32 protein-coding genes and 1 pseudogene are annotated in these 24,122 nt (G+C 62.5%); 13 read left to right on the plus strand and 20 right to left on the minus strand.

Going from position 1 to position 24,122, the window contains the following annotated elements; translation table 11 throughout:
• The coding region (locus tag ACEW8G_RS09670; protein WP_373488216.1) for an Mrp/NBP35 family ATP-binding protein at positions 1 to 918 on the minus strand (918 nt) is incomplete at its 3' end.
• A gap of 132 nt (positions 919 to 1,050) precedes the next feature.
• Between ACEW8G_RS09670 and hflK the strand changes: the two genes are divergently transcribed.
• The 4 genes from hflK to phbB all read left to right on the plus strand — a co-directional run bounded on the left by hflK (position 1,051) and on the right by phbB (position 5,594).
• A complete protein-coding gene (hflK, locus tag ACEW8G_RS09675; RefSeq protein WP_373488217.1) occupies positions 1,051 to 2,187 on the plus strand; it encodes a protease modulator HflK in 1,137 nt (378 codons plus the stop codon).
• On the plus strand, positions 2,187 to 3,035 hold the full coding sequence (hflC, locus tag ACEW8G_RS09680) for a protease modulator HflC (protein ID WP_373488218.1): 849 nt from the start codon (positions 2,187 to 2,189) through the stop codon (positions 3,033 to 3,035). The genes hflK and hflC overlap by 1 nt, the downstream gene beginning before the upstream one ends.
• Before the next feature lie 157 nt (positions 3,036 to 3,192).
• Positions 3,193 to 4,719, plus strand: a complete 1,527-nt coding sequence (locus ACEW8G_RS09685) for a Do family serine endopeptidase (RefSeq protein WP_373488219.1) — start codon at positions 3,193 to 3,195, stop codon at positions 4,717 to 4,719.
• 152 nt (positions 4,720 to 4,871) lie between these two features.
• The gene (gene phbB / locus ACEW8G_RS09690; RefSeq protein WP_373488220.1) at positions 4,872 to 5,594 is read left to right on the plus strand and encodes an acetoacetyl-CoA reductase; all 723 of its coding nucleotides are present in this window, start codon (positions 4,872 to 4,874) and stop codon (positions 5,592 to 5,594) included.
• 44 nt (positions 5,595 to 5,638) lie between these two features.
• Here the strand turns inward: phbB and ACEW8G_RS09695 are convergent, their stop codons facing one another.
• Positions 5,639 to 6,067, minus strand: a complete 429-nt coding sequence (locus ACEW8G_RS09695) for a CBS domain-containing protein (protein WP_373488221.1) — start codon at positions 6,065 to 6,067, stop codon at positions 5,639 to 5,641.
• A gap of 108 nt (positions 6,068 to 6,175) precedes the next feature.
• Between ACEW8G_RS09695 and ACEW8G_RS09700 the strand changes: the two genes are divergently transcribed.
• Both ACEW8G_RS09700 and ACEW8G_RS09705 read left to right on the plus strand, forming a co-directional pair.
• Positions 6,176 to 6,496, plus strand: coding sequence for a hypothetical protein (locus ACEW8G_RS09700; protein WP_373488222.1), 321 nt, complete (start codon positions 6,176 to 6,178; stop codon positions 6,494 to 6,496).
• 12 nt (positions 6,497 to 6,508) lie between these two features.
• Positions 6,509 to 6,928 carry an acyl-CoA thioesterase gene (locus ACEW8G_RS09705; protein WP_373488223.1) on the plus strand — a complete coding sequence of 140 codons (420 nt, stop codon included), beginning with the start codon at positions 6,509 to 6,511 and terminating at the stop codon, positions 6,926 to 6,928.
• 87 nt (positions 6,929 to 7,015) lie between these two features.
• On the opposite strand, the gene ACEW8G_RS09710 is transcribed toward ACEW8G_RS09705, so the two are convergent.
• The 4 genes from ACEW8G_RS09710 to ACEW8G_RS09725 form a co-directional block, all read right to left on the minus strand.
• Positions 7,016 to 7,789 (minus strand): alpha/beta hydrolase, encoded by a 774-nt coding sequence (locus ACEW8G_RS09710; RefSeq protein WP_373488224.1) that lies wholly within the window; start codon positions 7,787 to 7,789, stop codon positions 7,016 to 7,018.
• A gap of 63 nt (positions 7,790 to 7,852) precedes the next feature.
• Complete coding sequence (locus ACEW8G_RS09715; protein ID WP_373488225.1) at positions 7,853 to 8,044, minus strand: helix-turn-helix transcriptional regulator; 192 nt, start codon at positions 8,042 to 8,044, stop codon at positions 7,853 to 7,855.
• Positions 8,044 to 8,463, minus strand: a complete 420-nt coding sequence (locus ACEW8G_RS09720) for a hypothetical protein (protein ID WP_373488226.1) — start codon at positions 8,461 to 8,463, stop codon at positions 8,044 to 8,046. Before ACEW8G_RS09720 ends, ACEW8G_RS09715 begins: the two co-directional genes overlap by 1 nt.
• Positions 8,464 to 8,466: 3 nt before the next feature.
• A complete protein-coding gene (locus ACEW8G_RS09725; RefSeq protein ID WP_373488227.1) occupies positions 8,467 to 8,643 on the minus strand; it encodes a hypothetical protein in 177 nt (58 codons plus the stop codon).
• A 199-nt stretch (positions 8,644 to 8,842) separates the two neighbouring features.
• Between ACEW8G_RS09725 and ACEW8G_RS09730 the strand changes: the two genes are divergently transcribed.
• Positions 8,843 to 10,426, plus strand: coding sequence for a helicase HerA-like domain-containing protein (locus tag ACEW8G_RS09730; RefSeq protein ID WP_373488228.1), 1,584 nt, complete (start codon positions 8,843 to 8,845; stop codon positions 10,424 to 10,426).
• A gap of 424 nt (positions 10,427 to 10,850) precedes the next feature.
• On the opposite strand, the gene ACEW8G_RS09735 is transcribed toward ACEW8G_RS09730, so the two are convergent.
• The 4 genes from ACEW8G_RS09735 to ACEW8G_RS09750 all read right to left on the minus strand — a co-directional run bounded on the left by ACEW8G_RS09735 (position 10,851) and on the right by ACEW8G_RS09750 (position 13,673).
• Complete coding sequence (locus ACEW8G_RS09735) at positions 10,851 to 12,254, minus strand: ammonium transporter (protein WP_373488246.1); 1,404 nt, start codon at positions 12,252 to 12,254, stop codon at positions 10,851 to 10,853.
• Positions 12,255 to 12,268: 14 nt separating this feature from the next.
• The gene (locus ACEW8G_RS09740) at positions 12,269 to 12,607 is read right to left on the minus strand and encodes a P-II family nitrogen regulator (RefSeq protein ID WP_373488229.1); all 339 of its coding nucleotides are present in this window, start codon (positions 12,605 to 12,607) and stop codon (positions 12,269 to 12,271) included.
• Between the two features lie 288 nt (positions 12,608 to 12,895).
• On the minus strand, positions 12,896 to 13,105 hold the full coding sequence (locus ACEW8G_RS09745; protein ID WP_373488230.1) for a putative signal transducing protein: 210 nt from the start codon (positions 13,103 to 13,105) through the stop codon (positions 12,896 to 12,898).
• A 4-nt stretch (positions 13,106 to 13,109) separates the two neighbouring features.
• Positions 13,110 to 13,673: a pyridoxamine 5'-phosphate oxidase family protein gene (locus tag ACEW8G_RS09750; RefSeq protein ID WP_373488231.1), complete on the minus strand. Its 564-nt coding sequence runs from the start codon at positions 13,671 to 13,673 to the stop codon at positions 13,110 to 13,112.
• A 107-nt stretch (positions 13,674 to 13,780) separates the two neighbouring features.
• Here ACEW8G_RS09750 and ACEW8G_RS09755 point away from each other — a divergent pair, with 107 nt between their 5' ends.
• From ACEW8G_RS09755 to ACEW8G_RS09765, 3 genes are all read left to right on the plus strand, one after another.
• Positions 13,781 to 14,425, plus strand: coding sequence for a queuosine precursor transporter (locus tag ACEW8G_RS09755; RefSeq protein ID WP_373488232.1), 645 nt, complete (start codon positions 13,781 to 13,783; stop codon positions 14,423 to 14,425).
• On the plus strand, positions 14,422 to 15,333 hold the full coding sequence (argB, locus tag ACEW8G_RS09760) for an acetylglutamate kinase (RefSeq protein ID WP_373488233.1): 912 nt from the start codon (positions 14,422 to 14,424) through the stop codon (positions 15,331 to 15,333). The genes ACEW8G_RS09755 and argB overlap by 4 nt, the downstream gene beginning before the upstream one ends.
• 99 nt (positions 15,334 to 15,432) lie before the next feature.
• Positions 15,433 to 15,729, plus strand: coding sequence for a YggT family protein (locus tag ACEW8G_RS09765; protein ID WP_373488234.1), 297 nt, complete (start codon positions 15,433 to 15,435; stop codon positions 15,727 to 15,729).
• A gap of 9 nt (positions 15,730 to 15,738) precedes the next feature.
• Here the strand turns inward: ACEW8G_RS09765 and ruvC are convergent, their stop codons facing one another.
• From ruvC to ACEW8G_RS09790, 5 genes are all read right to left on the minus strand, one after another.
• A complete protein-coding gene (gene ruvC / locus ACEW8G_RS09770; RefSeq protein WP_373488235.1) occupies positions 15,739 to 16,215 on the minus strand; it encodes a crossover junction endodeoxyribonuclease RuvC in 477 nt (158 codons plus the stop codon).
• Entirely contained in the window at positions 16,212 to 16,622 is a 411-nt protein-coding gene (locus ACEW8G_RS09775) for an endonuclease domain-containing protein (RefSeq protein ID WP_373488236.1), read from the minus strand. Before ACEW8G_RS09775 ends, ruvC begins: the two co-directional genes overlap by 4 nt.
• 48 nt (positions 16,623 to 16,670) lie before the next feature.
• Complete coding sequence (locus ACEW8G_RS09780) at positions 16,671 to 17,414, minus strand: YebC/PmpR family DNA-binding transcriptional regulator (protein ID WP_373488237.1); 744 nt, start codon at positions 17,412 to 17,414, stop codon at positions 16,671 to 16,673.
• Between the two features lie 96 nt (positions 17,415 to 17,510).
• Complete coding sequence (locus tag ACEW8G_RS09785) at positions 17,511 to 17,753, minus strand: DUF2312 domain-containing protein (protein ID WP_373488238.1); 243 nt, start codon at positions 17,751 to 17,753, stop codon at positions 17,511 to 17,513.
• 69 nt (positions 17,754 to 17,822) lie between these two features.
• The gene (locus ACEW8G_RS09790; RefSeq protein ID WP_373488239.1) at positions 17,823 to 18,140 is read right to left on the minus strand and encodes a DUF1244 domain-containing protein; all 318 of its coding nucleotides are present in this window, start codon (positions 18,138 to 18,140) and stop codon (positions 17,823 to 17,825) included.
• 113 nt (positions 18,141 to 18,253) lie between these two features.
• On the opposite strand from ACEW8G_RS09790, the gene pyk reads away from it, so the two are divergent.
• The gene (pyk, locus tag ACEW8G_RS09795) at positions 18,254 to 19,711 is read left to right on the plus strand and encodes a pyruvate kinase (protein WP_373488240.1); all 1,458 of its coding nucleotides are present in this window, start codon (positions 18,254 to 18,256) and stop codon (positions 19,709 to 19,711) included.
• On the opposite strand, the gene ACEW8G_RS09800 is transcribed toward pyk, so the two are convergent.
• The 4 genes from ACEW8G_RS09800 to ykgO all read right to left on the minus strand — a co-directional run bounded on the left by ACEW8G_RS09800 (position 19,699) and on the right by ykgO (position 21,243).
• The gene (locus tag ACEW8G_RS09800) at positions 19,699 to 20,097 is read right to left on the minus strand and encodes a type II toxin-antitoxin system VapC family toxin (RefSeq protein ID WP_373488241.1); all 399 of its coding nucleotides are present in this window, start codon (positions 20,095 to 20,097) and stop codon (positions 19,699 to 19,701) included. The genes pyk and ACEW8G_RS09800 overlap by 13 nt on opposite strands.
• Positions 20,094 to 20,345: a type II toxin-antitoxin system Phd/YefM family antitoxin gene (locus ACEW8G_RS09805; RefSeq protein WP_373488242.1), complete on the minus strand. Its 252-nt coding sequence runs from the start codon at positions 20,343 to 20,345 to the stop codon at positions 20,094 to 20,096. Before ACEW8G_RS09805 ends, ACEW8G_RS09800 begins: the two co-directional genes overlap by 4 nt.
• Positions 20,346 to 20,379: 34 nt before the next feature.
• A complete protein-coding gene (locus ACEW8G_RS09810) occupies positions 20,380 to 21,006 on the minus strand; it encodes an HAD family hydrolase (RefSeq protein ID WP_373488243.1) in 627 nt (208 codons plus the stop codon).
• 111 nt (positions 21,007 to 21,117) lie between these two features.
• Complete coding sequence (ykgO, locus tag ACEW8G_RS09815; protein WP_003046794.1) at positions 21,118 to 21,243, minus strand: type B 50S ribosomal protein L36; 126 nt, start codon at positions 21,241 to 21,243, stop codon at positions 21,118 to 21,120.
• 277 nt (positions 21,244 to 21,520) lie between these two features.
• On the opposite strand from ykgO, the gene ACEW8G_RS09820 reads away from it, so the two are divergent.
• Together ACEW8G_RS09820 and ACEW8G_RS09825 are read left to right on the plus strand one after the other, a co-directional pair.
• On the plus strand, positions 21,521 to 22,135 hold the full coding sequence (locus tag ACEW8G_RS09820) for a hypothetical protein (RefSeq protein WP_373488244.1): 615 nt from the start codon (positions 21,521 to 21,523) through the stop codon (positions 22,133 to 22,135).
• Positions 22,132 to 23,298, plus strand: coding sequence for a M14-type cytosolic carboxypeptidase (locus ACEW8G_RS09825; protein WP_373488245.1), 1,167 nt, complete (start codon positions 22,132 to 22,134; stop codon positions 23,296 to 23,298). The genes ACEW8G_RS09820 and ACEW8G_RS09825 overlap by 4 nt, the downstream gene beginning before the upstream one ends.
• A gap of 9 nt (positions 23,299 to 23,307) precedes the next feature.
• On the opposite strand, the pseudogene ACEW8G_RS09830 reads toward ACEW8G_RS09825, so the two are convergent.
• Positions 23,308 to 24,122, minus strand: a pseudogene (locus ACEW8G_RS09830) (chromosome segregation protein); the annotation flags it as partial.

Consider the following 24,122-nt stretch of genomic DNA (forward strand, 5'->3'; position numbering starts at 1 on the left):
GAAGGCCGCGCCCTGCGGGCTGTCGCCCGATGCCGGGGGCACGCCGCTGTCGCTCGACCGGCGGATGATCATGTCCAGCGGCACCCGCCCCAGAAACGGCAACTGCATCGACGTCGCGGCGGCTTCTGCGCCGCCGATGCCGAACGGATCGGACAGCTCGCCGCAATGCGGGCAGACATAGCCAGCCATATTCTCGATCATGCCGATCAGCGGAACATCGCCCTGCTCAAACAGGCTGATCGCGCGCACCGCGTCCATCAGCGCCAAATCCTGCGGGGTCGAGACGATCACCGCGCCGATTGGCTTGTGCTTTGACAACATCGAAAGCTGCACATCGCCGGTGCCCGGCGGCAGATCGACGATGATATCGGTGATGTCACCCCAATGCGCATCGATCAGCTGGCCGAGCGCATTGCCCGCCATCGGACCGCGCCAGGCAATCGCCTGACCGGGGTTGACGAGATGACCCATCGACAGGATCGGCACGCCATATTGGGTCGGCACCGGCACCAGCTTCTGGTCGCGCGCCTGCGGCTTTTGATCTTCGCAATCGAACAGGCGCGGCTGCGATGGGCCGTAGATATCAGCATCGACCAGCCCAACCTTGCGTCCGGCGCGATGCATGGCGACTGCCAGATTGGCCGAGAACGTCGATTTGCCGACCCCGCCCTTGCCGCTGCCCACCGCGATCAGGCGCGGCGGGCGGCGCTCGCTGGTCATTGCCAGCTGCACTTTGTTGACGCCATCAAGCGCCAGCAGCGCACCCTTTACGGCGATCTCCATTTTGTCGCGCGCCAGCCCATCCAGCCCGGCGACATCCAGCACCAGCGACACCACGCCCTCGCGCAGCCGCACCGCGCTCGCGCGAGATTGGGTGGTTTCCTGCGCGATGCGCTCAATGTCGGGTAGGTCTGCCATCTCGATCCTGCGCATAGTGCGGCGCACCGCGATCCGGCAAGCCCCGCCTGTGCTTAGACGAAACTCGCCTTTGTGCAAAACTCATGCGCACAAACCCCTGTTTTTATCGGCTTCAGACCCTATAAAGACTTTATGACAAGACTGACCGCATGGTTTTCCCACATTTCATCGATGGCAAACAACAGTCCCTGGGGGGGCGGCTCCGGTGGTTCGGGCGGCTCTGGCAACAACGGCGGCGGCAATGGGCCGACCGGCGATGGCCCGCGCAACCCGTGGCAGCCGAGCGGTGCCGGCACCGGCGGCCGCAAGCCATCCAACATCGAGGACCTGTTCAAACGGCGCGGTGGCGGTGGCGGTGGCTTTGGTGGCGGCGGCTTTTCCGGCCTGCCCAAGCGACCCAATGGCAAAAGCTATGCGCCCATCGTCATCGCCGTGCTGGTGGTGCTGTGGCTGCTGATCACCAGCATCCACCGTGTCGGCCCGCAGGAGCGCGGCGTGGTCCTGTTCTTCGGCTCGTACTCGCGTACGCTCGATCCCGGGATCGCGATGACGCTGCCTGCGCCGTTCGAATCATTCCAGCTGGTCGATGTGCAGAACATCCGCACCATTGATATTCCCACAGCAGGGACCACCGAAAACCTGATCCTGACCGGTGACCAGAACCTGATCGACCTTGCTTACTCGGTGCGCTGGACCATCAAGGACCCCAAGCTGTATCTGTTCCAGCTCGCCGATCCTGAAGAAACCATCCGCGAGGCGGCGGAGGCATCGATGCGGGCCAGCGTGGCCGAGGTGACGCTCGATGATGCGATCGGTCCGGGCCGGATCGAGGTTGAACAGAGCGTCGAGGCGCGGATGAAGGATCTGCTCGACAGCTATCGTTCGGGCATCGAGGTGCAGGGCATCGCGATCAAGAAAGCCGATCCACCCGAAGCGGTGAACGAGGCGTTCAAGGCCGTCTCTGCCGCGCAACAGGAAGCACAGACCTTCCTCAACGAAGCGCGCGCCTATGCGCAACAGTTGACCGCTGCCGCGCAGGGCGAAGCTGCGGCCTTTGACAAGGTCTACGAAGAATATCGTCTGGCGCCCGATGTGACGCGGCGACGCATGTATTACGAAACAATGGAGCGGGTGCTGTCCAAGCTTGACAAGACGATCATCGAAACCGGCAATGTGACGCCGTATCTGCCGCTGCCCGAGTTGCGCAAGCGCGCACAGGTCGCCGCGCCAGAGGCAGCCGCGCCCGCACCTGCGACGGGAGGCAGCTGATGTCTGTTTTTCAACGTCCAATCCTGTGGCTGGCACTTGCCGCCGTGGTGCTTATCGGCCTGATGAGTTCGGTTGCCATCGTGCCCGAATCCAAACAGGCGGTGATCGTGCGCTTCGGCCAGCCGGTGCGCACCTTCAACGTTTATCGCGAGAATGAAGAGTTTGGCCAGACCGGCGCCGGGCTGATCGCGCGCATTCCGTTTGCCGAACAGATTGTCTGGATCGACAAGCGCGTTATGGACATCGAGATGGAACAGCAGCAGGTGCTGTCCACCGACCAGTTGCGGCTTGAGGTCGATGCCTATGCGCGCTTCCGCATCGTCGACCCTGAGCGGATGTATGTGTCAGCCGGGAGCGTCGAACGGGTGGCCGCCGAACTGCGGCCAATCCTTGGCTCGGCGCTGCGTAACGAGCTTGGCAAGCGCCAGTTTGCCGCATTGCTGAGCCCCGAACGCGGCGGCATCATGGACCGCATCCAGGCCGGTCTCGACCGGATCGCCTCGCAGTACGGCGCGCAGATTGTCGATGTGCAGATCAAGCGCGCCGATCTGCCGCAGGGCACGCCGCTGCAGAGCGCGTTCCAGCGGATGCGCACCGCGCGTGAGCAGGAAGCGCGCACGATCACCGCGCAGGGCCAGAAGAATGCCCAGATCATCCGCGCAGAGGCCGATGCGAGCGCATCGCGCACCTATGCCAACAGCTTTGGCAAGGATGCGTCATTCTACGAATTTTATCGCGCCATGCAGAGCTATGAGCGGACGTTCCTTGGCGGGTCAGGCGAGACTTCAATCATCCTGTCGCCCGACAACGAGTATCTGCAACAGTTTCAGGGGCGCAGCAGCCGATAGGCGGCAACCGGCGGTCGTCACCTGACGTATCTGCCGGGTTCCCATTCAATCTGCGTTAAGGCGCGGGTTGCAAACCGGTATACCAGAGGTTCGTGTCAAGGGTGACGCGCTGGGGAGCCGGTCTGACGCGTAGACTTAACTGAAGAGGACTCCACACGTGCGATACGCTTATGCAGTGACGACAGCCCTTTTGCTTGGTGGCAGCACCATCGTACTGGCCACCGGCCAGCCGCTTGGCGCACAGGTTGCCCAAAACGACCAGGCCGCGATGCAGGCGGCAACGCCGCGTGCCGGTGCGCCGATGAGCTTTGCAGACCTCACCGAACAGCTACAGCCGGCCGTGGTCAACATCTCCACCCGGCAGCGGGTGCGCGTGCCAAACAATCCGTTTGCCGGAACGCCCTTTGGCGGCCTGTTCGGCGATCAGGGCGCGGGCGGCACCACCACGCGTGAGGCGCAGTCGCTCGGCTCGGGCTTCATCATTTCGTCAGACGGCTATGTCGTGACCAACAACCATGTCGTGGCCGCCGAAGGCCGCGCGGTGGTCGAGGCGATCACCGTCACCATGCCCGACGGCACCGAATATCCGGCGCGTTTGATCGGGCGCGACCCGCAGTCTGACCTTGCCGTTCTCAAGATCAACGGCACAACGCCCTTTCCGTTCGTGCGCTTTGGTGATTCGACCAAGACCCGCGTCGGCGACTGGATCATCGCCATCGGCAACCCGTTCGGTCTGGGCGGCACGGTGACCTCGGGCATCATCTCTGCGGTGTACCGCAACACCGGCCAGGGCGGCGCTTACGACCGCTATCTGCAGACCGATGCGGCGATCAATCGCGGCAATTCGGGCGGGCCGATGTTTGACCTCAATGGCAATGTCATCGGCATCAACAATGCCATCATTTCGCCGACCGGCGGCAGTGTCGGCATCGGCTTTGCCATTCCGGCAGAAGTCGCCGCACCGATTGTTGACAAGCTGCGCAGCGGCAGCGCGATCGAACGCGGTTATCTGGGCATCGGCATCCAGCCGCTGACCGACGATCTTGCAGCCTCGCTTGGCCTTCCCAAGCGGCGCGGCGAATTCGTGCAGCGCATCGAGCCCGGCCAACCCGCAGAAGCGGCAGGCATCAAGGCCGGCGATGTCGTGCTGTCGATTGACGGCAAGGATGTGACGCCCGATCAGACGCTGTCGTTTATCGTCGCCAATATCGCACCGGGCAAGCGTATTCCGGTGGTGCTGATCCGCAATGGCCAGCGCATGAACGTGACCGCAACCGTCGGCAAACGCCCGAGCGAGGAAGAACTGGCCGCGCAGAGCTTCAGCCCCGAGGCGGCAGAAGATTTCTCCGACCAGGATGACCAGAACAGCGAGCAGGCGACCCGCAAGGCTCTGGGCATGGTCGTCACTGACCTGACCCCGCAGATCGCGCGGCAGGTTGGCGTGCCCCCCGAACTGAAGGGCGTTGTCGTTGCGGCGGTCGATCCGTCGGCGGATGCTGCGACCAAGGGCATCCGGCGCGGTGATGTGATCCTGTCGATCAACAACCGCGCGGTCGCCACCCCGGCTGATGTCGACCGGGTGATCGCCGAGGCGCGCGCAGCCAACCGTGAAGCGGTGCTGCTGCAGGTGCAGCGGCGCGGCGGCCCGTCGCAGTTCCAGCCGGTGCGCCTGCGCGCCAATTAAGGCACGCGCTGATCAGTGAACATGTGTTCGGGTGGTGCCAATGGTGCCGCCCCACACTTCCCGTAAGCGTCAACTTGTCTTGTCCCACCGGCCTGCATAGGGTCGCCTGCGAAAGTCCAGATTCACAAGGGACTTAGCAGGAGAAGACGACGATGGGCAGAATTGCAATTGTAACCGGCGGCACGCGCGGTATCGGCGAGGCAATCAGCCTCGCGCTCAAGGATGCCGGGGCCACGGTGATTGCCAGCTATGGCGGCAACGACGATGCGGCGCGCGCCTTTGCTGACCGGACCGGCATCGCGGTGCAAAAATGGGATGTGGGCGAGCATCAGCCCTGCCTCGACGCTGTAACCAAGATTGAGGCCGACCACGGCCCGGTTGATATCCTCGTCAACAATGCCGGCATAACCCGCGACGCCACCATCATGAAGATGACCTGGGACCAGTGGGACGAGGTGATTCGCGTCGATCTGACCGGTTGCTTCAACATGGCCAAGGCGTGTTTTCCGGGCATGCGCACCCGCGGCTGGGGACGGATCGTCAACATTGGCTCGGTCAACGGTCAGGGCGGCCAGATCGGACAGGTCAACTATGCCGCTGCCAAATCGGGCATCCACGGCTTCACCAAATCGCTGGCGATGGAGGGCGCGCGCTACGGCGTCACCGCCAACGCGATCGCGCCGGGCTATATCGCGACCGAAATGCTCTCCACCATCCCGCAGAATGTGATGGACAAGATCGTCGCACAGATCCCCGTCGGGCGACTCGGCAACCCGGAGGAAATCGCGCGCGGGGTGGTCTTCCTGACCGGCGAGGAGGCTGCGTTCATCACCGGATCAACGCTGTCGATCAACGGCGGCCAGCATATGTATTGATGCGCGCGCGCGCCGGTCGCTTTACAGGCCCGCGCGCGTTGCCATCAGGCGCTCTGGATATAATCGCGCAACGCCGCCGCCTCGCTTTCGATCTTGTCGATCCGGTATTTGACCAGATCGCCGATCGAGACGAATCCGACGAGCCTGCCCTCATCGATGACCGGCAGGTGGCGGATGCGGCGGCGTGACATCAGCGACAGCGCTGACATCACCGGGGTGTCCGATGTCACGGTGATCGGCGGTGCGGTCATCGCTTGCTCCACCGGTTGGTCAAGCACATCGGGGCCGATGGCGTGCAGGCGGTAGATCAGGTCGCGTTCGGAAAAGATGCCGACCACCTCGTCGCCGCGCACGATGGGCAGCGCACCGATCCGCTTTTCGGCAAGCAATGTCGCGGCATCGCGAACGCTGCTTTCACAACTGCACGAAAAGACGGTGCCGTCGCGGGCGGAAAGAATGGTGGCTATGGTCATGACGCGCGCTCTCCCAAAAGGCCTGGCCCCTTGTGGTGCGGCAGCAGCGCATTCAGATGCGGCACGAGCGACTCAAGCAAATGCAATCGTCCCATGAAATCTATGTAAATGGAAGGCGTCACTGCCTATATCACGCTCATGCCCAGATTTTCCAACCTCGACGATCCCGAATATGCCCGCTTTGCCTGGGGCCGCTACTGGCGGCTGATGGGCTGGATGGCGCTGATCACACTGGCGGTGATCGTCATTTCGCTTGCCATTCTCTATGCCATGAACGGCATGGTTTCGATCCATCTGTATATCGCGGGCGCGCTCGGCATCGGCTTCACCATGCTGCTGACCTCGGCGCTGATGGGGCTGGTGTTCCTCTCCAGCGGCACCGGCCACGACGAATCGATTGACGATGCGCTTGATCCCGACGTTTCGTAAGGCAGCTGCATGATGACTGATTCGAAAGCCAGCGATGGCGTGCGCCTCACCGATTGCCGCGAGCCCGTACTGCGCGTCGTGCCTGCGCCTGCCGATATCAATTCCAATGGCCATATCTTTGGCGGCTGGGTGCTGGCGCAGATGGACATAGCGGGCGGGATCGTCGCCAGCCGCGAGGTGAGCGGGCCGTGCGCGACGGTAGCGATCGAGGCAATGCAGTTCATCGCGCCGATCCTTCTGCGCGACATCATCTCGGTCTATGCCGAGGTCGAACGGGTTGGGCGCACCTCGATCTGTATCCGCATCGACGTGATCGCAACGCGCAGCCGGGCCGAGGAACAGGTGCGCGTGACCAGCGGCCTGTTCACCTTCGTCGCGCTCGACGACAACCACCGCCCCCGGCCGATCGCGCGGGACGGGACGACGGCATAGGGCGACGTTCTGTTATCCGGCGAACGCCGGAGCCCGGAGTGAGGTTGCGCACCATCGCCCCTGGATTCCGGCGTTCGCCGGAAAACGTCATTGTTTGCGCAAGTCCGTCATCAAGGTCGCCACTGTCTGAAGCAGCAGAGCGATATCGCCCTCGCGCGACAGCTGGTGATCGCCGTCCTTGATCAACAGCAGCTGCACGTCGGTGGTGCGCAGCTGCTTTTGCGTCTCCAGCGCATATTGCCATGGCACATCGGGGTCAGCCTGGCCCTGGATCAGCCGCACCGGGCAATCGATGGCGATCTCGCCGATCAGCACCCGGTTGCCCTCGCCCGATTGCCAGAAGCTGCGCGTCGTCACCATCGGCTCGGGGCCATAATCGCTGGGCTTTTCGAGGCGACCTTCGGTGAGGATCGTCATTTTCTCATCCTGGCTGAAGCCCCACATCGTGAAATCGGGCGCGGCGGCGATGCCGACGATCCCCGCCACCCGGGCAGGCCGGGCAAGCGCCACCAGCAGCGCCAGCCAGCCGCCCATCGACGATCCGATCAGCAGCACCGGACCCTCAACGATCGTGTCGATCAGCGCCAGCGCATCATCGCGCCAGTCGGCCAACCCCTGCTCCTCAAACGCGCCCCCACTTTCGCCGCAGCCGGCATAATCAAAGCGCAGCATCGCAAGGCCTTGGGCCCCCGCCCAGCCATCAAGCGCCAGCGCCTTGGTGCCGGTCATGTCCGACGCATAACCGGGCAGAAACACCAACGTCGGCGCGCCGCTACGCTGCTCTGCTGCACGGCGGTGGTGATAGACAAGACGCGGCCGGTCGGCGCGGTCAAGGAAGCGGTGGCTGGGCTGATTGGTCATATCGCGCGGCTTAGCCGAAGGGTGCCCGCTGCGCCAGAGCGGGTGCGTGCGCAGCCGCCCGGATCAATCGCGCAGGAAAATCGCTTCGATGGGCAGGTCGAACAGATCAGCAATGCGGAATGCCAGCGGCAGCGAGGGGTCGTATTTGCCGGTTTCGATGGCGTTGACGCTTTGGCGCGAGATCGCCAGCGCATCGGCGAGGTCGCCTTGCGTCCAGTCACGCTCGGCGCGCAGCACTTTCAGCCGGTTCTTCATCAGCAGGGGCCAGGATCGCCAAAGCCGAAGCGGTTGGCCAGTTGACCTACCATCAACCCGCCGCACCACATCGGGAAGACATAAAATACCGCCATACGCGGCACGGCCTGGGTGAAGAGTTCGAGAATTCCCCACACGCTGGTTATCGCAAGCGTTAAACCGGTCGCGACCAGAAACTTGCGCACCTCCAGCATCCGCAGATACTCATCGTCAAGCTCGATCAGCAGCCGCGCCATCGCCCACAGCCAGCCCAGCACAGCAAGGCCCGGCAGCAGCGCCATGGCGATGGTCAACGCACTCGCCGGTGCATCATCGGGGATGATCGCGCTCGCCAGTGCAATCGACACGAGATAGAGAACCGTGATGGGAATGAAGCGACGGATGTAGCGGCGCATCGCAGGGTTGGCGCTGGCCTTCATCGCTCAGACCCGCCCATGGCGAAGGCAGCGGTTGGCGCCGAACATCGTGGTCACCGCGAAGACCGGCATGACGATGAGCATCGTGCGCACGACATCGTCGGCAATGAGTCCGCTGCGGCTGAGGACGGCGAGCACGATGAGCGCCAGCGCCCAGCATATCGCTTTGGTGAGAATCTGCATTGGTCAAGCTCCCTTGATTAGATGTAAAGGAACATTGTCTTTTGATCGCTGTTTTGTCAAGTACCCTTGATAAAAAGCTTGGCGTGCTTGTCGTAGAATGCCAGCTGCGGCCGGACCATGCTGCCGCCCAGCCTCTCGACTTGACCGCGCTGTCATGGCTATAGCTGGAATACCAGCACAGCGGCAGGAGACCACTTGCATGACCGACATCTTCCTTGGCCTTGGGGGCGGCGAACGGCAGTCGCTGGTGCTGCGCCGCGCCAACCGGCATGGTCTGATCGCGGGCGCGACCGGTACCGGCAAGACGGTGACGCTGCAGGGCATCGCGGAGAGCTTTTCGGCCATCGGGGTGCCGGTTTTCGTCGCCGATGTGAAAGGCGATCTGGCGGGCATCGCCATGGCCGGATCCCCCACGCACAAGAACCACGACCGGCTGGTCGCGCGCGCAGCAGAGATCGGCCTTGCCGACTTTGCCTATTCAGACAATCCGGTGGTGTTCTGGGATCTCTATGGCGAGCACGGCCACCCCATCCGCACCACGATCACCGAAATGGGTCCGTTGTTGCTCGCCCGGCTGATGGGTTTGAATGACACGCAGGAGGGCGTGCTCAACATCGCCTTCCGTTTTGCCGATGAGCAGGGGTTGCTGCTGCTCGACCTATCTGATCTGCAATCGGTGCTGGCTTATACAGCGGAGCACGCAAGCGAGCTTTCGGCGCGGTTCGGCAATGTTACCAAGGCCAGCGTCGGCACGATCCAGCGCCAGCTGCTGCAGCTCGACGCGCAAGGCGCGGCAGAGTTTTTTGGTGAACCCGCGCTGGAAATCGATGACTTTATCCGCTGCGACGATCAAGGTCGCGGCATCGTCAACGTGTTGGCCGCCGAGAAGCTGATGCACAGCCCCAAGCTGTATGCGACCTTCCTGCTGTGGCTGCTGTCCGAACTGTTCGAGACCCTGCCTGAAGTCGGCGACCCGGAAAAACCCAAGCTCGTGTTTTTCTTCGATGAGGCGCACCTGTTGTTCGATGATGCGCCGCCCGCGCTTGAGGCAAAGATCGAACAGGTCGTGCGCCTGATCCGATCAAAGGGTGTGGGCGTCTATTTTGTCACGCAAAACCCCATCGACATCCCTGAAAAGATCGCGGGCCAGCTGGGCAACCGGGTGCAGCACGCGCTGCGCGCCTTCACCCCGCGCGACCAGCGGGCGATCAAGGCGGCGGCGGATACGTTCCGCATCAACCCCGAACTCGATGTCGCCACCGCGATCACCGAGCTAAAGGTCGGCGAGGCTTTGGTATCGACGCTGCTCGAGGATGGTGCGCCGTCGATCACCCAGCGCACGCTGATCAGGCCGCCGCGATCCCGGCTGGGGCCAGTGACGCCGAAGGAACGCGCGATCATCCAGTCGATATCGCCGCACGACGGCAAGTATGACACGCGAATCGAGCGCGAATCGGCGATGGAGGTGCTCGCGCAAAAAGCCATCGATGCCGCTGCCGTCGCCGAGGAGGTTGAGGCAAAAGGCAAGGAAGCGGTGGCGAAGCAGCCGCGCAAGACCACATCGATCTGGGCCAAGGCGGGCAATGCCGCAGCAGGCGCCGCCGCCGCCTCGGCCGGGGCGATGATCGCAGGCGCGATCACCGGCAAGAAAAGCCGCGCCAACCCCAAAGCGACTGCGGCCAGCGCGGCCGCGGGCACCATCGCCACCGAGATCGGCAAGAGCTTCGGCTTCCCGGGTCTGGGGCGCTTCGCCCGCAACCTGATGGGCGGCCTGATGCGTTGAGGGGCTTGAGGCCGTTTCCGTTCTCCGGCGAAGGCCGGAGTCCAGCGGCGGGTTTGTACAATGGGAGCTGACGCTACCTTCGCACGCACGTCCCTCGACTGCGCTCGGAACAGACGGATGAGCTATGCTGCTCCAAGGCAACGGCTGAAAACAGCAATTCCTTGCCGTGTTCCCGAGCGCAGTCGAGGGTCGTTGCGCCACCCCTGGCGACATAATCCTGTCGCAACGACACGTCGCATTGCAGACGCTCCTGGATTCCGGCGGTCGCCGGAAAACGGGAATATAAAGCACTCCACTCCCCCACGACCCACAAAAAATGGCCGGGATGTTGCCATCCCGGCCTTGAGTTGTCAGTTCGCAGGAGGAACCTCTTGAGGTCTGCGGCGGGGCTAGCAAAATCCGCCGCAGACCAAACTTTCAAACCCTAGTAATTATAAGCCCGTTCACCGTGCTCGCCGAGGTCGAGCCCTTCGCGCTCGATATCTTCGGAGACGCGCAGTCCAGTAACCAGCTTGGCGATGTAAAAGGCGATGGCCGAGCCGACCCCGGCCCAGACGATGGCAACGGCGACGGCCATGATCTGGATGACCAACTGGCCGCCAAGATCATAGTCCTCAGCCCCCGGGCCACCCAGCGCGGGCAGCATGGTGACAGCCGTGCCGATCGAGCCGACGATGCCGCCAAGGCCGTGGATCCCAAACGCGTCAAGCGAGTCGTCAAAGCCCATCTTCGGCTTCATCTTCATCACGAACACACAGCAGACAACGCCAGCCAGCGCGCCAAGCAAGACCGCGCCGAACGGCCCGGAGTTGCCCGCTGCCGGCGTGACCGCGACCAGTCCGGCGATTGCACCGGAGCATGCGCCGAGCAGCGATCCCTGATGGCCGATGGCCTTTTCGGTGAGCATCCAGAACAGCACCCCGGCTGCCGTGGCGACAAGCGTGTTGATCAGCGCCAGACCCGCCGAGCCGTTGGCTTCCAGCGCAGAGCCTGCGTTGAAGCCGAACCAGCCCACCCACAGCAAACCGGTGCCGATTAGCGTCATGGTCAGCGAGTGCGGGGCCATCACATCCTTCTGATAGCCCAGACGCTTGCCCAGGATGATCGCACCAACCAGCGCCGATACGCCTGCGTTGATATGCACCACGGTGCCACCAGCAAAATCGAGCGCGCCCCAGTCGAACAGCAGGCCGGTGGTTTCAGGCGTTGCGCCCGCATACCAGACCATATGGGCGATCGGGAAATAGACGATGGTCAGCCAGACCAGCGCGAAGACCATGAGCGCGGAAAACTTCATCCGCTCAACCAAGCCGCCGATCACCAGCGACACCGTGATAGCAGCGAAGGTCATCTGAAAAGCGATGAACACGAACTCGGGTATCACCACCCCGTCGGTGAAGGTTGCGACAGTCGAATCCGCCGTCACCCCTGCAAGGAAGAACTTGCCGGTCGAGATGAACTGGTTGGCGTCGCCGCCAAAGGCGAGTCCATAGCCGTACATCACCCAGACGAGCATCGCGAGACTGGCAACCGCAATCACCTGCGTCAGCACCGATGCCATGTTTTTGGTGCGTACAAGGCCACCGTAGAACAACGCGAGGCCGGGCACGATCATAGCCATGACGAGCACCGTTGCGGTCATCATCCACGCCGTGTCGCCCTTGTCGGCAATCGCTGCAGCTTCGGCGGCGGCCTCAACCGCTTCGGCGACGGCGGGCGCTGCTTCGGCGATGTCTTCGGCGACTTCCTGCGCCCATGCCTGGGCAGAAACGATCAGCGAAAGCGCCGTGCCAGAGATGGCCGCGCCGATTTTGCGATATGGTGTCATCATTCCCCTTCCCCTCACAGCGCGGTATCGCCGGTCTCGCCGGTGCGGATGCGTGTCGCCGCCGCCAGATCGAGAACGAAAATCTTGCCGTCGCCGATGGATTGCGTGTCCGCAGCCGCCTGAATGGTCTCCACCACCTGCGCGGCGATGTCGTCGCTCGCGGCAACTTCCAGCTTCAGCTTGGGCACCATGTTGGTGGCATATTCTGCGCCGCGATAAATCTCGGTCTGGCCCTTTTGCCGACCGAAGCCCTTGACCTCGGTCACCGTCATGCCGGCGATGCCCAGCGCGGTCAGTGCCTCGCGAACCTCGTCCAGCTTGAACGGTTTGATGATGGCAATGATGAATTTCATTACGCCCCCTTTGTTATTTTGTTGCGCAGCTTCCCCGCGCTAACTCACAAAGCTACGCAATCCGCGTGCCAAACACGGATTCGGCGGATTCCTAACGAAAAGTTAAACCTGCCCGGAGCGCGGGCAGTTCAATTTTTGTGCAGTTGCGAAGGGATGCGTAAAAAATAGGCAGCAACGGCTCGGGTTGGTGCCATTTTCCAACCTTGTTCTCAGGCGAAAGCCTGAGCCCGAGGGCCATATTTTACCAAGCCGCTCTGGATCCCGGGTCAGGCCAGGAAAAACCGGCGTTCAGACGTCGGTATGGCCCGCCAATATGTCCTGAGCGCGCGGCGCATCTTCGGGCAACACCATCAGCCGCGCCGGGGTCATGAAGCCCAGACCCAGCCCGGCCATGCCGCCATCGAAGATATGCGCATCAATGCCGTTTGCGCCGAGCGTCAGCCGTGCCACCTCGGCCTCGATGCGGTCAGCATATTCGGCAATCGCCTGCAGCCCCATGTGTTCAGCGGTCCGTATCGGTGAAATAGCGCGTGGTCGGAGTGGTCGGCAAGCCGTCGATCGAGCGGCTGCGCCTGGCGGCCTGCTTCAGCCACGTCTCCGGGCTGCTCTGCCGATGCGCCTTTTTCAGCGTCTCGCGCTCGCGCTCATACTGCATGATCGGCACGCCCCAGCCGCAGCTGGTCTGCACGCTGTCGACCGCGATATTGAAGATCTGCCGCGTACCCGGCAGCATCGTGAAATGCGCCGCCAGCGCGTCCCAACCATCGTCCTGCGGCAGCACCGGCACCCCCCGGCCATAGATGCGCAGGATCAGCGCGGGATTTTCAAAGGCGCAGAACATGATCGTGATCCGCCCGTCGGCCACCAGATGCGCGTGCGTCTCATTGCCCGATCCGCCAAGATCGAGATAGGCGACGCGCCCCGCATCAAGCACGCGAAACGCATCATAGCCCTTGGGACTAAGATTGATCCGCGCACCAGCTGCCGCCGTAGCCACGAAAAACACCGGCTGGCGCGCGATAAAGGCAATGTGCTTGTCGGTGAGGTTATCAGTAAAATCAGACATTGCCTACCTGTGGGCGATGATCGCACACGGCGCAAGGGCGCAGCCCTTCCCACGCCCCGTTTCGCTCCCCCTTTCCCCGCCGCGCAAAAGCCGATAACGCGTGGCTCATGACCACTGCCCCAGCTGCCGCAACCACCGGCATTCCGCGTTCCATTTTCGTGCTGGCCGTATTTTATGGCGGCATGGTCTGTCTCGCGGGGGTGCTGGGCAACAAGCAGGTCTCCATCGGCCCGCTGGCGGTGGAGGCGGGGATTTTCGCCTTCCTGCTGCTCGTTGTCCTTTCCAGCGCGGTGGCGGAACTACACGGACGCGCGGTCGCCAACAGCCTCGTCAAGTTCGGTTTCATCCCGCTGCTGTTTTCGATGGTGCTGTCTTGGATCGTCTGGTTTTTGCCCGCATCGGCAGAGATGCAGCCTGAAAACGCCGCCGCTATCCAGCTGATCCTGGGCGCGACCGGGCGTATCTGGGCGGCGGGCATCTGCGCTTACGGCGTCTCGCAGTTTCTTAACGTCTATATTTTCGCGCGGCTGCAAAACATGCCGGGACGGTTGCTGGCGGTGCGCGGCGTGATCGCATCGGCGCTCTCGCAGATTGTCGACACGCTGATCTTTGTCACCATCGCCTTTTATGGCGTGTTCCCTATCGGCCAGCTGCTCGTCGGCCAGATGATCGCCAAGGTGGTGCTGTCAATCGTGCTGGTGCCATTCCTGATTGTGTTCTTCGTGCGGCTGGGCAAAAGGCTCGACGCATGACCCCCGTTCACACATCTGGCCATATTCACGACCCGGCGATGCTCGCCAAAGCCGAAACGCTGACCGAGGCATTGCCGTATCTGCAGCGCTATGCGGGCAAGAGCTTCGTCGTCAAATATGGTGGCCATGCGATGGGCGACCCTGAACTGGCGCGCGATTTTGCCGAAGATGTCGTGCTGCTCAAAGCGGTCGGTATCAACCCGGTGGTGATCCACGGCGGCGGCCCGCAGATCGGCGCGATGCTCAAGCGCGTCGGGGTTCAGTCACAATTTGTCGACGGCCTGCGCGTCACTGATGCCGAAACCGCGAGCATTGCCGAGATGGTGCTGGGCGCGATCAACAAGGAACTGGTCACCTGGATCGCGGCGGCGGGTGGCAAGGCGATCGGCATCAGCGGCAAGGATGCAGGCTTTGTCCGCGCCAGCAAGGTCGAGCGCACAATCCGCGACCCGGAAAGCAACATTGAGCGCGCGGTTGACCTGGGCTTTGTCGGCGAACCCCGGCACATCGACTGCAGCGTGCTCAAGACCATCTCGGATGCAGGCATGATCCCGGTGGTCTCACCGATTGGCGTGGGCGAAGATGGCCAGACCTACAACATCAACGCCGATACGATGGCCGGCGCCGTTGCTGCCGCTTTGGGGGCATCGCGGTTGTTTCTGCTCACCGATGTCGCAGGGGTGCTGGACAAGAACAAGGCGCTGCTCGCCGACCTGACCCCAGCCGATATCGCCGCGCTGCGCGACGACGGCACGATCATGGGCGGCATGGTCCCCAAGCTTGAAACCTGCGTCCACGCGGTCGAACAAGGGGTGGACGCGGCGGTTGTGCTCGATGGCCGGGTGCCGCATGCGATGCTGCTGGAAATCTTCACCTCGCGCGGGGCGGGCACGTTGATACGAGTTTAGGGATCAGGGTTTAAGCATCCAGGTTTAGGCAAGTGCAATTGCAACCCGGTACAACCGGTGTTATATCTGCATAATACACGTAGCTTCAAAGGCGTCTCAATGAACACTCTGCTCGATGTGATTAACCTGATCCTGAATTTTGCGCTGATGATCATCATTGTGCAGATCGTGCTGTCATGGCTGATCGCGTTCAACGTCATCAGCATGCACAATGATTTCGTGCGACAGTTCAGCGATTCTCTTTTTCGGCTCACCGAACCCATTTACCGGCCCATCCGCCGCATCCTGCCCGATTTTGGCGCGCTTGATCTGGCGCCGATGGTGGTGATTTTGCTGATCTACATCATCCAGGGGCTGATCGGCGAATATGCACGCCCCCTCGTCAACGGCGTTTAACATCGCGCTTTAAACCGGTCGCCCCGCCAGATGCGCATGGGTGATCGCCACCGCCAGCGCGTCTGCCGCGTCGGGTCCGGCAATCTGCACGCCGGGCAGCAACCGCTGAACCATCGCATCAATTTGCGCCTTTTCTGCCGCGCCGGTGCCGACGATGGCTTTCTTGACCAACCGCGGCGCATATTCGCCGACAATCAAGCCAGCGCGCGCGAGGCCCAGCAGCAGGCTCCCACGCGCCTGCACCAACTTGAGCGTCGTTTGCGGGTTCTTGTTGACGTAGATTTCCTCGATGGCCGCGCTGGCGGGACGGTATTGCCCGAGGATCGTAACAAGCGCGGTATCGAGTTCAAGCAACCGCGCAGGCAGCGCTGCCTTGGCGTTCGTCCTGATCTGGCCGTTGGCGATATGGCTCAGTCGATTGCCCTGCGCACAGATCACCCCCCAGCCAGTGGTGCCCAGCCCGGGGTCGATGCCGTGGATGATCACTCGAAAAGCCCCTCACCTTTAGGGGAGGGGTTGGGGTGGGGGCGTGGATAGCCCTCCCATCGATCCGGCAAGGCCTGCAATTTTTCGAAAATGAGATCGAGAACTGCCTCTAGGCTCCGGCCCACTTCGTAATTGGTGAACCGCATGGTTATATAGCCCATGTCCGCTAATCTAGCATCGCGTTTAGCATCCCGCACTGGATCATGTGTGTCGCCATCCACCTCGACGATAAGCCCCTTTGACGGGCAAAGAAAATCGCAAATGATTGGCCCGATCACAGATTGGCGTCGAAATTTATAGCCGCCCAGTTGGGAGCTCTTGAGATACTTCCAAAGAATGATTTCGAAGGGCGTCGGGTTGTTGCGCAGCTCCCGGGCGAACTCGGCTAGCTTTACGTGATTGGTCATTCCCCACCCCAACCCCTCCCCTGAAGGGGAGGGGCTCTTCTTTGAAAGCTAGCCCAGCTTCTCCATCACCTCGTCAGAGACCTCGTAGTTGCCCCACACGGTCTGCACATCATCGTCATCGTCGAGCGTGTCGATCAGCTTGAACAGTGTCTGCGCGTCAGCCTCGGTGACATCGACCTTGACCTGCGCCCGCCAGGCGAGCTTGACGCTTTCTGCCTCGCCCAGCGTCTTCTCCAGCGCGCCGGAAACCTCGTGCAGGTCTTCCATGTTGGTCCAGATGTCGTGGCCGTCTTCAGTGGATTCGATGTCGTCGGCGCCCGCTTCCATCGCGGCTTCCAGCACCTTGTCCTCATCGCCCGCGCTGGCGGGATAGCTTATCAGCCCCATGCGATCAAAGCCGTGGCTAACCGCGCCCGATGCGCCCAGGTTGCCGCCGTTCTTGCTGAACGCGGTGCGCACGTTGGTGGCGGTGCGGTTGCGGTTGTCGGTCAAGGCCTCAACGATCAACGCGATGCCGCCCGGGCCATAGCCTTCGTAACGGATTTCCTCGTAATCCTCGCCCCCAGCAGCCGCAGCCTTGTCGATCGCGCGCTGGATGTTGTCCTTGGGCATCGACTGCGCCTTGGCGGCATTGACTGCAAGCCGCAGACGCGGGTTCATGTCAGGATCGGGCATGCCCATCTTGGCCGCGACGGTGATTTCGCGGCTGAGCTTGGAAAACATCGCCGAGCGCTTTTTGTCCTGCGCGCCCTTGCGATGCATGATATTCTTGAATTTGCTATGGCCTGCCATGGCGGTGTCTGCCTGCTATTGCTGGAAAAAAATGCGGGTGTGCGCCCTTACATCAGCAGAGCACATACTGGCAAGCCGGGGGCAAGCCGAGCAAGGTTAGCCCAGCCCCAGCGCGGATTTATAGGTGTCCAGGATCGCTTCCATCTCCTGCCGGTCGTGCGGCTCCATTTTGCGCAGACGCACGATCTGGCGCATGATCTTGGGGTCATAACCCTGTGACTTGGCTTCGGCATAGGTATCGCGGATGTCATCGGCGACGCCCTTTTTCTCTTCTTCCAGCCGCTCGATACGCTCGATGAACAGCCGCAGTTGGTCGTCGGCGCTGATGGTGTCGCTCATGTAATGGATGCCTCTTGCGTGAATGTGGCCCGGGCGAATCCGCCGGGCGGTGAATCGAGGAGCGGACCCTTAATGGTCGGGCGCGTTCTTCGCCACGCTTTCCTTCATCCGCGCCAGCTGATCTTCGCTTGCCTCACCCTGATACCGCGCTCTCCACTCGGCAAAGTCCATGCCGTAGATCAGGCGGCGCGCGGCATCGCGGTTGTCCGCGCCGCCTGCGTCCATCACCCAGTCGGCAAGGCAGTTGCGGCAGAACCCCGCCAGCCCCATCAGATCGATGTTCTCGGCGTCAGGACGGCGCCGCAAGTGCCGGATAAGGCGGCGGAACGCTGCTGCGGCAATATCATCGGGGATATCGATATCGCTATTTGATGTCGGGCTGTTCATTGACTTTTTTCCATATCCGTTTTGCGATTGCCATAATGCTGGCCTAAGCCTGCGGGCATGGACATCGCCGCTACGGAAGGTGGGCAGCGACATCCGGATTGCAGGGGAATGATGTGAGCAGGACTATCGTCAAGCGCAGCCGCAAGGTCAAGATTCTCGCAACGCTCGGACCCGCCAGCAACACGCCCGAGATGATCGAGCGGCTCTATCGTGCCGGTGCCGATGCGTTCCGCGTCAACATGAGCCACGGCGACCACGCCACCCACGCCAATACGATCAACACCATCCGCCAGCTTGAGACCAAGTTGCAGCGACCAATCACAATCCTGTGCGATCTGCAGGGGCCAAAGCTGCGCGTCGGCACGTTTGTGGGCGGCAAGGCGTTTTTGAAACATGGCCAGCATTTCACGCTCGATTCGAACCCCGCGCCCGGCAACGACGAACGCGCCTATTTGCCGCACAAGGAGATTTTCGCTGCGCTGGGCAAGGGGCAGCGGCTGCTGATCGATGATGGCAAGATGGTGCTGCGCGTGCTGCGGCCCGGCGAGACCGAAATCCTGTGCTCTGTCGAGGTCGGCGGGTTCATCTCTGATCGCAAGGGTGTCAACGTGCCCGATAGCCTGGTTCCGATGGCGGCGCTGACCGACAAGGACCGGCGCGATCTCGCCTTTGCGCTGGAAATGGGCACCGATTGGGTGGCACTGAGCTTCGTCCAGCGCCCCGACGATGTCGCCGAGGCGCGCAGCCTGATCGGCGGCAGGGCGGCGCTGATCGCCAAGATCGAGAAGCCAGCTGCGCTGACCTGCCTTGAAGAGATCATCGAACAGTCCGATGCAGTCATGGTCGCGCGCGGCGACCTGGGCGTCGAGATGGCACCTGAGGAAGTGCCGGTGATGCAAAAGCGCATCGTCGAGACCGCGCGCCGATCGGGCAAGCCGGTGGTGGTCGCGACGCAAATGCTCGAATCGATGATCACCAGCCCGTCGCCAACCCGCGCCGAAGTGTCCGATGTCGCCAACGCGGTCTATGACGGGGCCGATGCGGTGATGCTGTCGGCTGAAACCGCTGCGGGCGACTGGCCCGAGCTTGCGGTCAACATGATGGACCGCATCGCCGCGCAGGTTGAGAGCGACCCGGGCTTCGGCGCGCGCGTCCATTTCATCGAAACCCTGCCCGATGCGACCACGGCCGACGCACTGTCGGCGGCATGCGCCGAGATCGCCAACACGGTGCGGGTGAGCGCGGTGGTGTGCTTCACGCTCTCCGGCTCGACCGCGCGCCGCGTGTCGCGCGAGCGGCCTGCGGTGCCGATCATGGTGCTCACCCCGTCACGCGAGACCGCCCGCCGGGTCGGGCTGCTGTGGGGCGCCTATCCGGTAGTGACGCGCGACATCGGCAGCTTTGAGGAGATGATCGGCAAGGGCAAGCGCATGGCGCTGCGGCATGGCTTTGCAGAGGCTGGCGGCAAGTTCATCGCGCTGGCGGGGGTGCCGTTCGGCACGCCGGGATCGACCAACGTGCTCCACATCGTGACGCTCACCGGCGACGAGCTAAAAGGCTATACCGATTGATAGGTCAGCGGATGGGGAAATAGCGCGCGATCCCGGGTGAACAGTCGAGCGCCCATCTGCTGCGCCTGTACCAGCAGCAGTTCATCGAACGGGTCCTTGTGCGCAATGGGGGGCAACAGCGGCGTGGCGGCGGTTTCCGGGTCGAGCGGCAATATGTTGACATGCATGCGTCGCAGCGCTCCGAGCACCGGTGTGGGATCGCCCGGCCCTTTACGCTGTCCTGAACGGTAGAAACTGTGCCATTTCAGGCGGAGTTCCCAGATAGCGACCGCCGATACCGTCAGTTCATTTTCAGCCGACGTCAGCACTGCCAATTCACGCCCGGTCAGGGATTGCCGTTCGACCGCCAGCCAGTAAGCGATGTGCGTGTCGAGCAGCAGCCTCAATCGTCAAGGCCCAATACCCTGCGGCTGAAGGCCGGGTCATCAAAATTGTCCGGCAGCGCCGTGTTGCCGCCATCCCAGCCGATATCGGCCAGATATTGGTCCGCTGCGACGAAATCGAGCGTGCTGGCTTTTGAAGGCGCAGAAATTTCGGCCACAGGCCGGCCATAACGCGTGATCACCACGCGTTCTCCCCGCACAGCAGCGGCTATCGCTTCGGAAAAGCGGGCCTTTGCGTCTCGAATCGACATTTCCATTGAATATACTTACCATGAACTGTGACCATCATGTAGTCACAAAATCCAGCACACCGCGTGCGGCAAGCTCGGCTTGCAAGGTTGGCGCATCGCGAAAGACATGGCCCTGCAACCCGCAGGCGATGGCCGCATCGATGTTTTCCGGCCGGTCGTCGATGAACAGGCTGCGCGCCGGATCGATGCCGAAACGTGCGATGGCAAGCCGGTAGATCGCCGGATCGGGCTTCACCAGCTTTTCCACGCCGGAAACGACGATGTCCTCAAATAGATCGAACACGGGCGCGGTCGGGCGGAACTGATCCCAGAATTCCGCGCCGAAATTGGTGATGCCGAACAAGGGCACCCCCCGCGCCGCCAACGCCTCGACCAGGTCGATCATGCCGGGCACGGGGCCGGGAAGGCTATCGATGAAGTGGGTGGCATAGCGCCTGATCAGCATGTCGTACTGCGGGAACTCGGCGACACGTTCAGCCACCATATCGTCAGGTGATCGGCCTGCATCGTGCTGGCCATGCCATTCAGGAGTTACGATATTTGCGACAAACCAGTCCAGCTTGGCCCTGTCACCAAGCAAGGGCGCAAAGATGAGCCGCAGGTCCCAGCGATACAGCACCATGCCGACATCAAAGATCACGTTTTCAACAGGGTTGGTCATCGGCCGTTTCCTTGACCCATGCAAAAGGCCCCGGCGATCACCGGAGCCTTTCAAGAGCATTGCCAACGTGTGGGTAAGCCCGGTGCTTTCTTAAGCCGCCGGGCCGCGCAATCAACCCTGGCGGGCCTTGAAGCGACGGTTGGTCTTGTTGATCACATAGGTGCGGCCGCGACGACGGATCACGCGGTTGTCGCGGTGGCGATCCTTGAGCGACTTCAGCGAATTGCGAATCTTCATGACAAAGCCCTTGAACGAAAATGTCTGTACTAAAATGTCTTTGAGCCAGGAGCGGACAGGCATGCGGGCCAAAACGGCACCTGCACCCTGTTTTCCTTCCCTGCCGGAAAGCGGCGCAGTTACGTGGGCGGGTGGGTAAAGTCAAGCACGGCGGCGCGATCATACGCGCGAATTGTCGCAGCCGTGATGGCCATTCATCACCGGTTGCGATACGTCTGATACAGGCGGTGGGCAAATGATTGCAGCAAGGGCGCAGGAAATGACAAGAAACCACCGCATGACGGGCCGACGCGGGCTCACACTTCTGGCGCTCGGGCTGGTCATCGGCCTTGGCGGCTGCGTGTCACCGGCAGGACCGGTTGAGGCGGTACGGTTTGTCGCGGCGGAGCGGTTTGCAGAGCTTGGGCGCGGCCCGATTCGGGTGCAGACTGCGCTAGACCCGGACCGCGCGGGGCTTGAGTATCTGAGCTATGCAGCGGCTGTGGAGCGTGAGTTGCAACGGCTTGGCTATATGGTCGTGCCCCAAGGCGCAGCGTTGCCGCCCGGCGCGCAGACCGCGACCATCGATGTCGAGCGGTCTGTGCTTTCGCCGGTGGGCAACGGGCGCGGACCGGTGAGTATTGGCGTGGGCGGCGGCACCGGCGGCTTTCGTTCGGGAGTAGGGCTTGGCGTTGGCTTCAATCTGGGTGGCGGCCCCAAGGAGCGAATCGCCACTGAACTGCGCGCGGCAATTCGCGCCAGCGATGGCGCGGTGCTGTGGGAAGGTCGCGCGATGGTTGAGGCGAAAGCCGGCAGCCCGATGGCGCAAACCTCGCTCAACGCCAGCAAACTGGCCGAGGGGCTGTTTACCGACTTTCCCGGCGAATCCGGAGCGACTATCAGGGTGCCATGACCCATCACACCCCGGCCAGCATCAGCTGTGCGTTCGACTCCGGCAATATTGTCGTCCACTCCATCACCGCGCAGGCGACCGGCGGCTGGCGGGCGGAGCTATCAATCCGCAAGGACCGCGAATCGGATTTCTTCCAGTGGTTCCATTTCCGCGTCGCCGGGCAGCCGGGCGACATGCTCGAACTGGTGATCACCGGCTTGAAGGATTCAGCCTATCCCGGCGGCTGGCCCGGCTATCGCGCGTGTGTCAGCGAGGATCGTGATTTCTGGGGCCGCGCTGAGACCAGCTATGACGAGGCCGCAGGCGCGTTGACCATTCGGCATCAACTGATCAGCTCGCTTGCCTGGTTCGCCTATTTCGCGCCTTATTCGATGGAACGACACCATGATCTGGTCGCGGAGATCGCCAGCCGCCCCGGCGTGCTGCATCGTGAACTTGGCCAAAGCCTTGAAGGCCAGCCGATTGACTGCCTGCAAATGGGCCATGGCCCGGTGCAGGTCTGGCTTTACGGCCGGCAGCATCCCGGCGAGAGCATGGCCGAATGGTGGATGGAAGGCGCGCTCGAAAAGCTGACCGACCCCGCCGATCCGCATGCCCGGCTGCTGCGCGAGGCCTGCACGCTGCACATCGTGCCCAATATGAACCCGGACGGATCATGCCGGGGGCATTTGCGCACCAATGTCGCAGGCGTGAATCTCAACCGCGAATGGCATGCTCCAACCGCCGAACGCAGCCCCGAAGTGCTGTGCGTGTTAAACGCGATGGACCAGAGCGGCGTGCATTGGGCGATGGACGTGCATGGCGACGAGGCGATCCCGGCGGTGTTTATCGCAGGCTTTGAGGGCATCCCGGGCTGGACTGACGATCAAGGGGTGCGCTACAACCGGTTCCGCGATCTGCTCGCCAGCCGCACGCCCGATTTCCAGACCCGGCAGGGCTATCCCAAGGCACCTGCGGGCAAAGCCAATCTGGCAATGTCGACCAACCAGATCGCCAACCGCTTCACCGCCTCGCATGGCTGCGTGGCGATGACGCTGGAAATGCCGTTCAAGGACAACAATGACCTGCCCGATGCCGAACAGGGCTGGAGCCCGGAACGATCCAAGCTGCTGGCGCATGATTGCATGGCGGTACTGGCACAGATGGTGGCGGAAGCGGGCTGAGCGCAACGGCTATTCCGCCGCAAGCAGGTCTTCGGCACCGCCCAGATCAACCGAGACCAGGCGGCTGACCCCCTGTTCGACCATCGTCACGCCGAACAACCGGTGCATCCGCGCCATCGTCACCGCGTTGTGGGTGACGATCAGGTAACGCGTGTCGGTAACCCGCGCCATATGGTCAAGCAGGTCGCAAAACCGCTCGATATTGGCATCATCAAGCGGTGCATCGACCTCATCGAGCACGCAGATCGGGGCAGGGTTGGTAAGAAACAGCGCAAAAATGAGTGCGACTGCAGTCAGCGCCTGTTCGCCGCCCGACAGCAGGGTGAGCGATGACAGGCGCTTGCCCGGCGGCTGCGCCATGATTTCCAGCCCCGCCTCAAGTGGATCATCGCTGTCGACCAGCTCAAGATGGGCCTTGCCGCCGTCGAACAGCCGCGCGAACAGCTGCTGGAAATGCGCATCGACCGCCGTAAACGCTGCGAGCAGCCGCTGCCGCCCCTCGCGGTTCAGCGCGCCGACCGACCCGCGCAAGCGATGGATCGCCTCGACCAGCTCATCATGATCGCAGCGCATCTGGGTAATTTCGGTCTCCAGCGCGGTGAGCTCATCGGCGGCGATCAGGTTGACCGCCCCCAGCCGCTCGCGCGCCTCGCTCAACCGGTCGTGTTCGCTTGCCTCTTCATCGGCAGACGCGATCTCGTCCGCTGCAAAGCCCTGCCGTTCGGGGAGCAAGGGCGGCGGGCACTGGAAGCGCTCGCCGCAGGTTTGCGACAGCTCGGTCCGGCGCTGGTCCTGATGCTCGGCGCGGGCAGCAGCGCCGGCAC

The organism is Blastomonas sp., assembly GCF_041747255.1.
GTDB lineage: Bacteria > Pseudomonadota > Alphaproteobacteria > Sphingomonadales > Sphingomonadaceae > Blastomonas.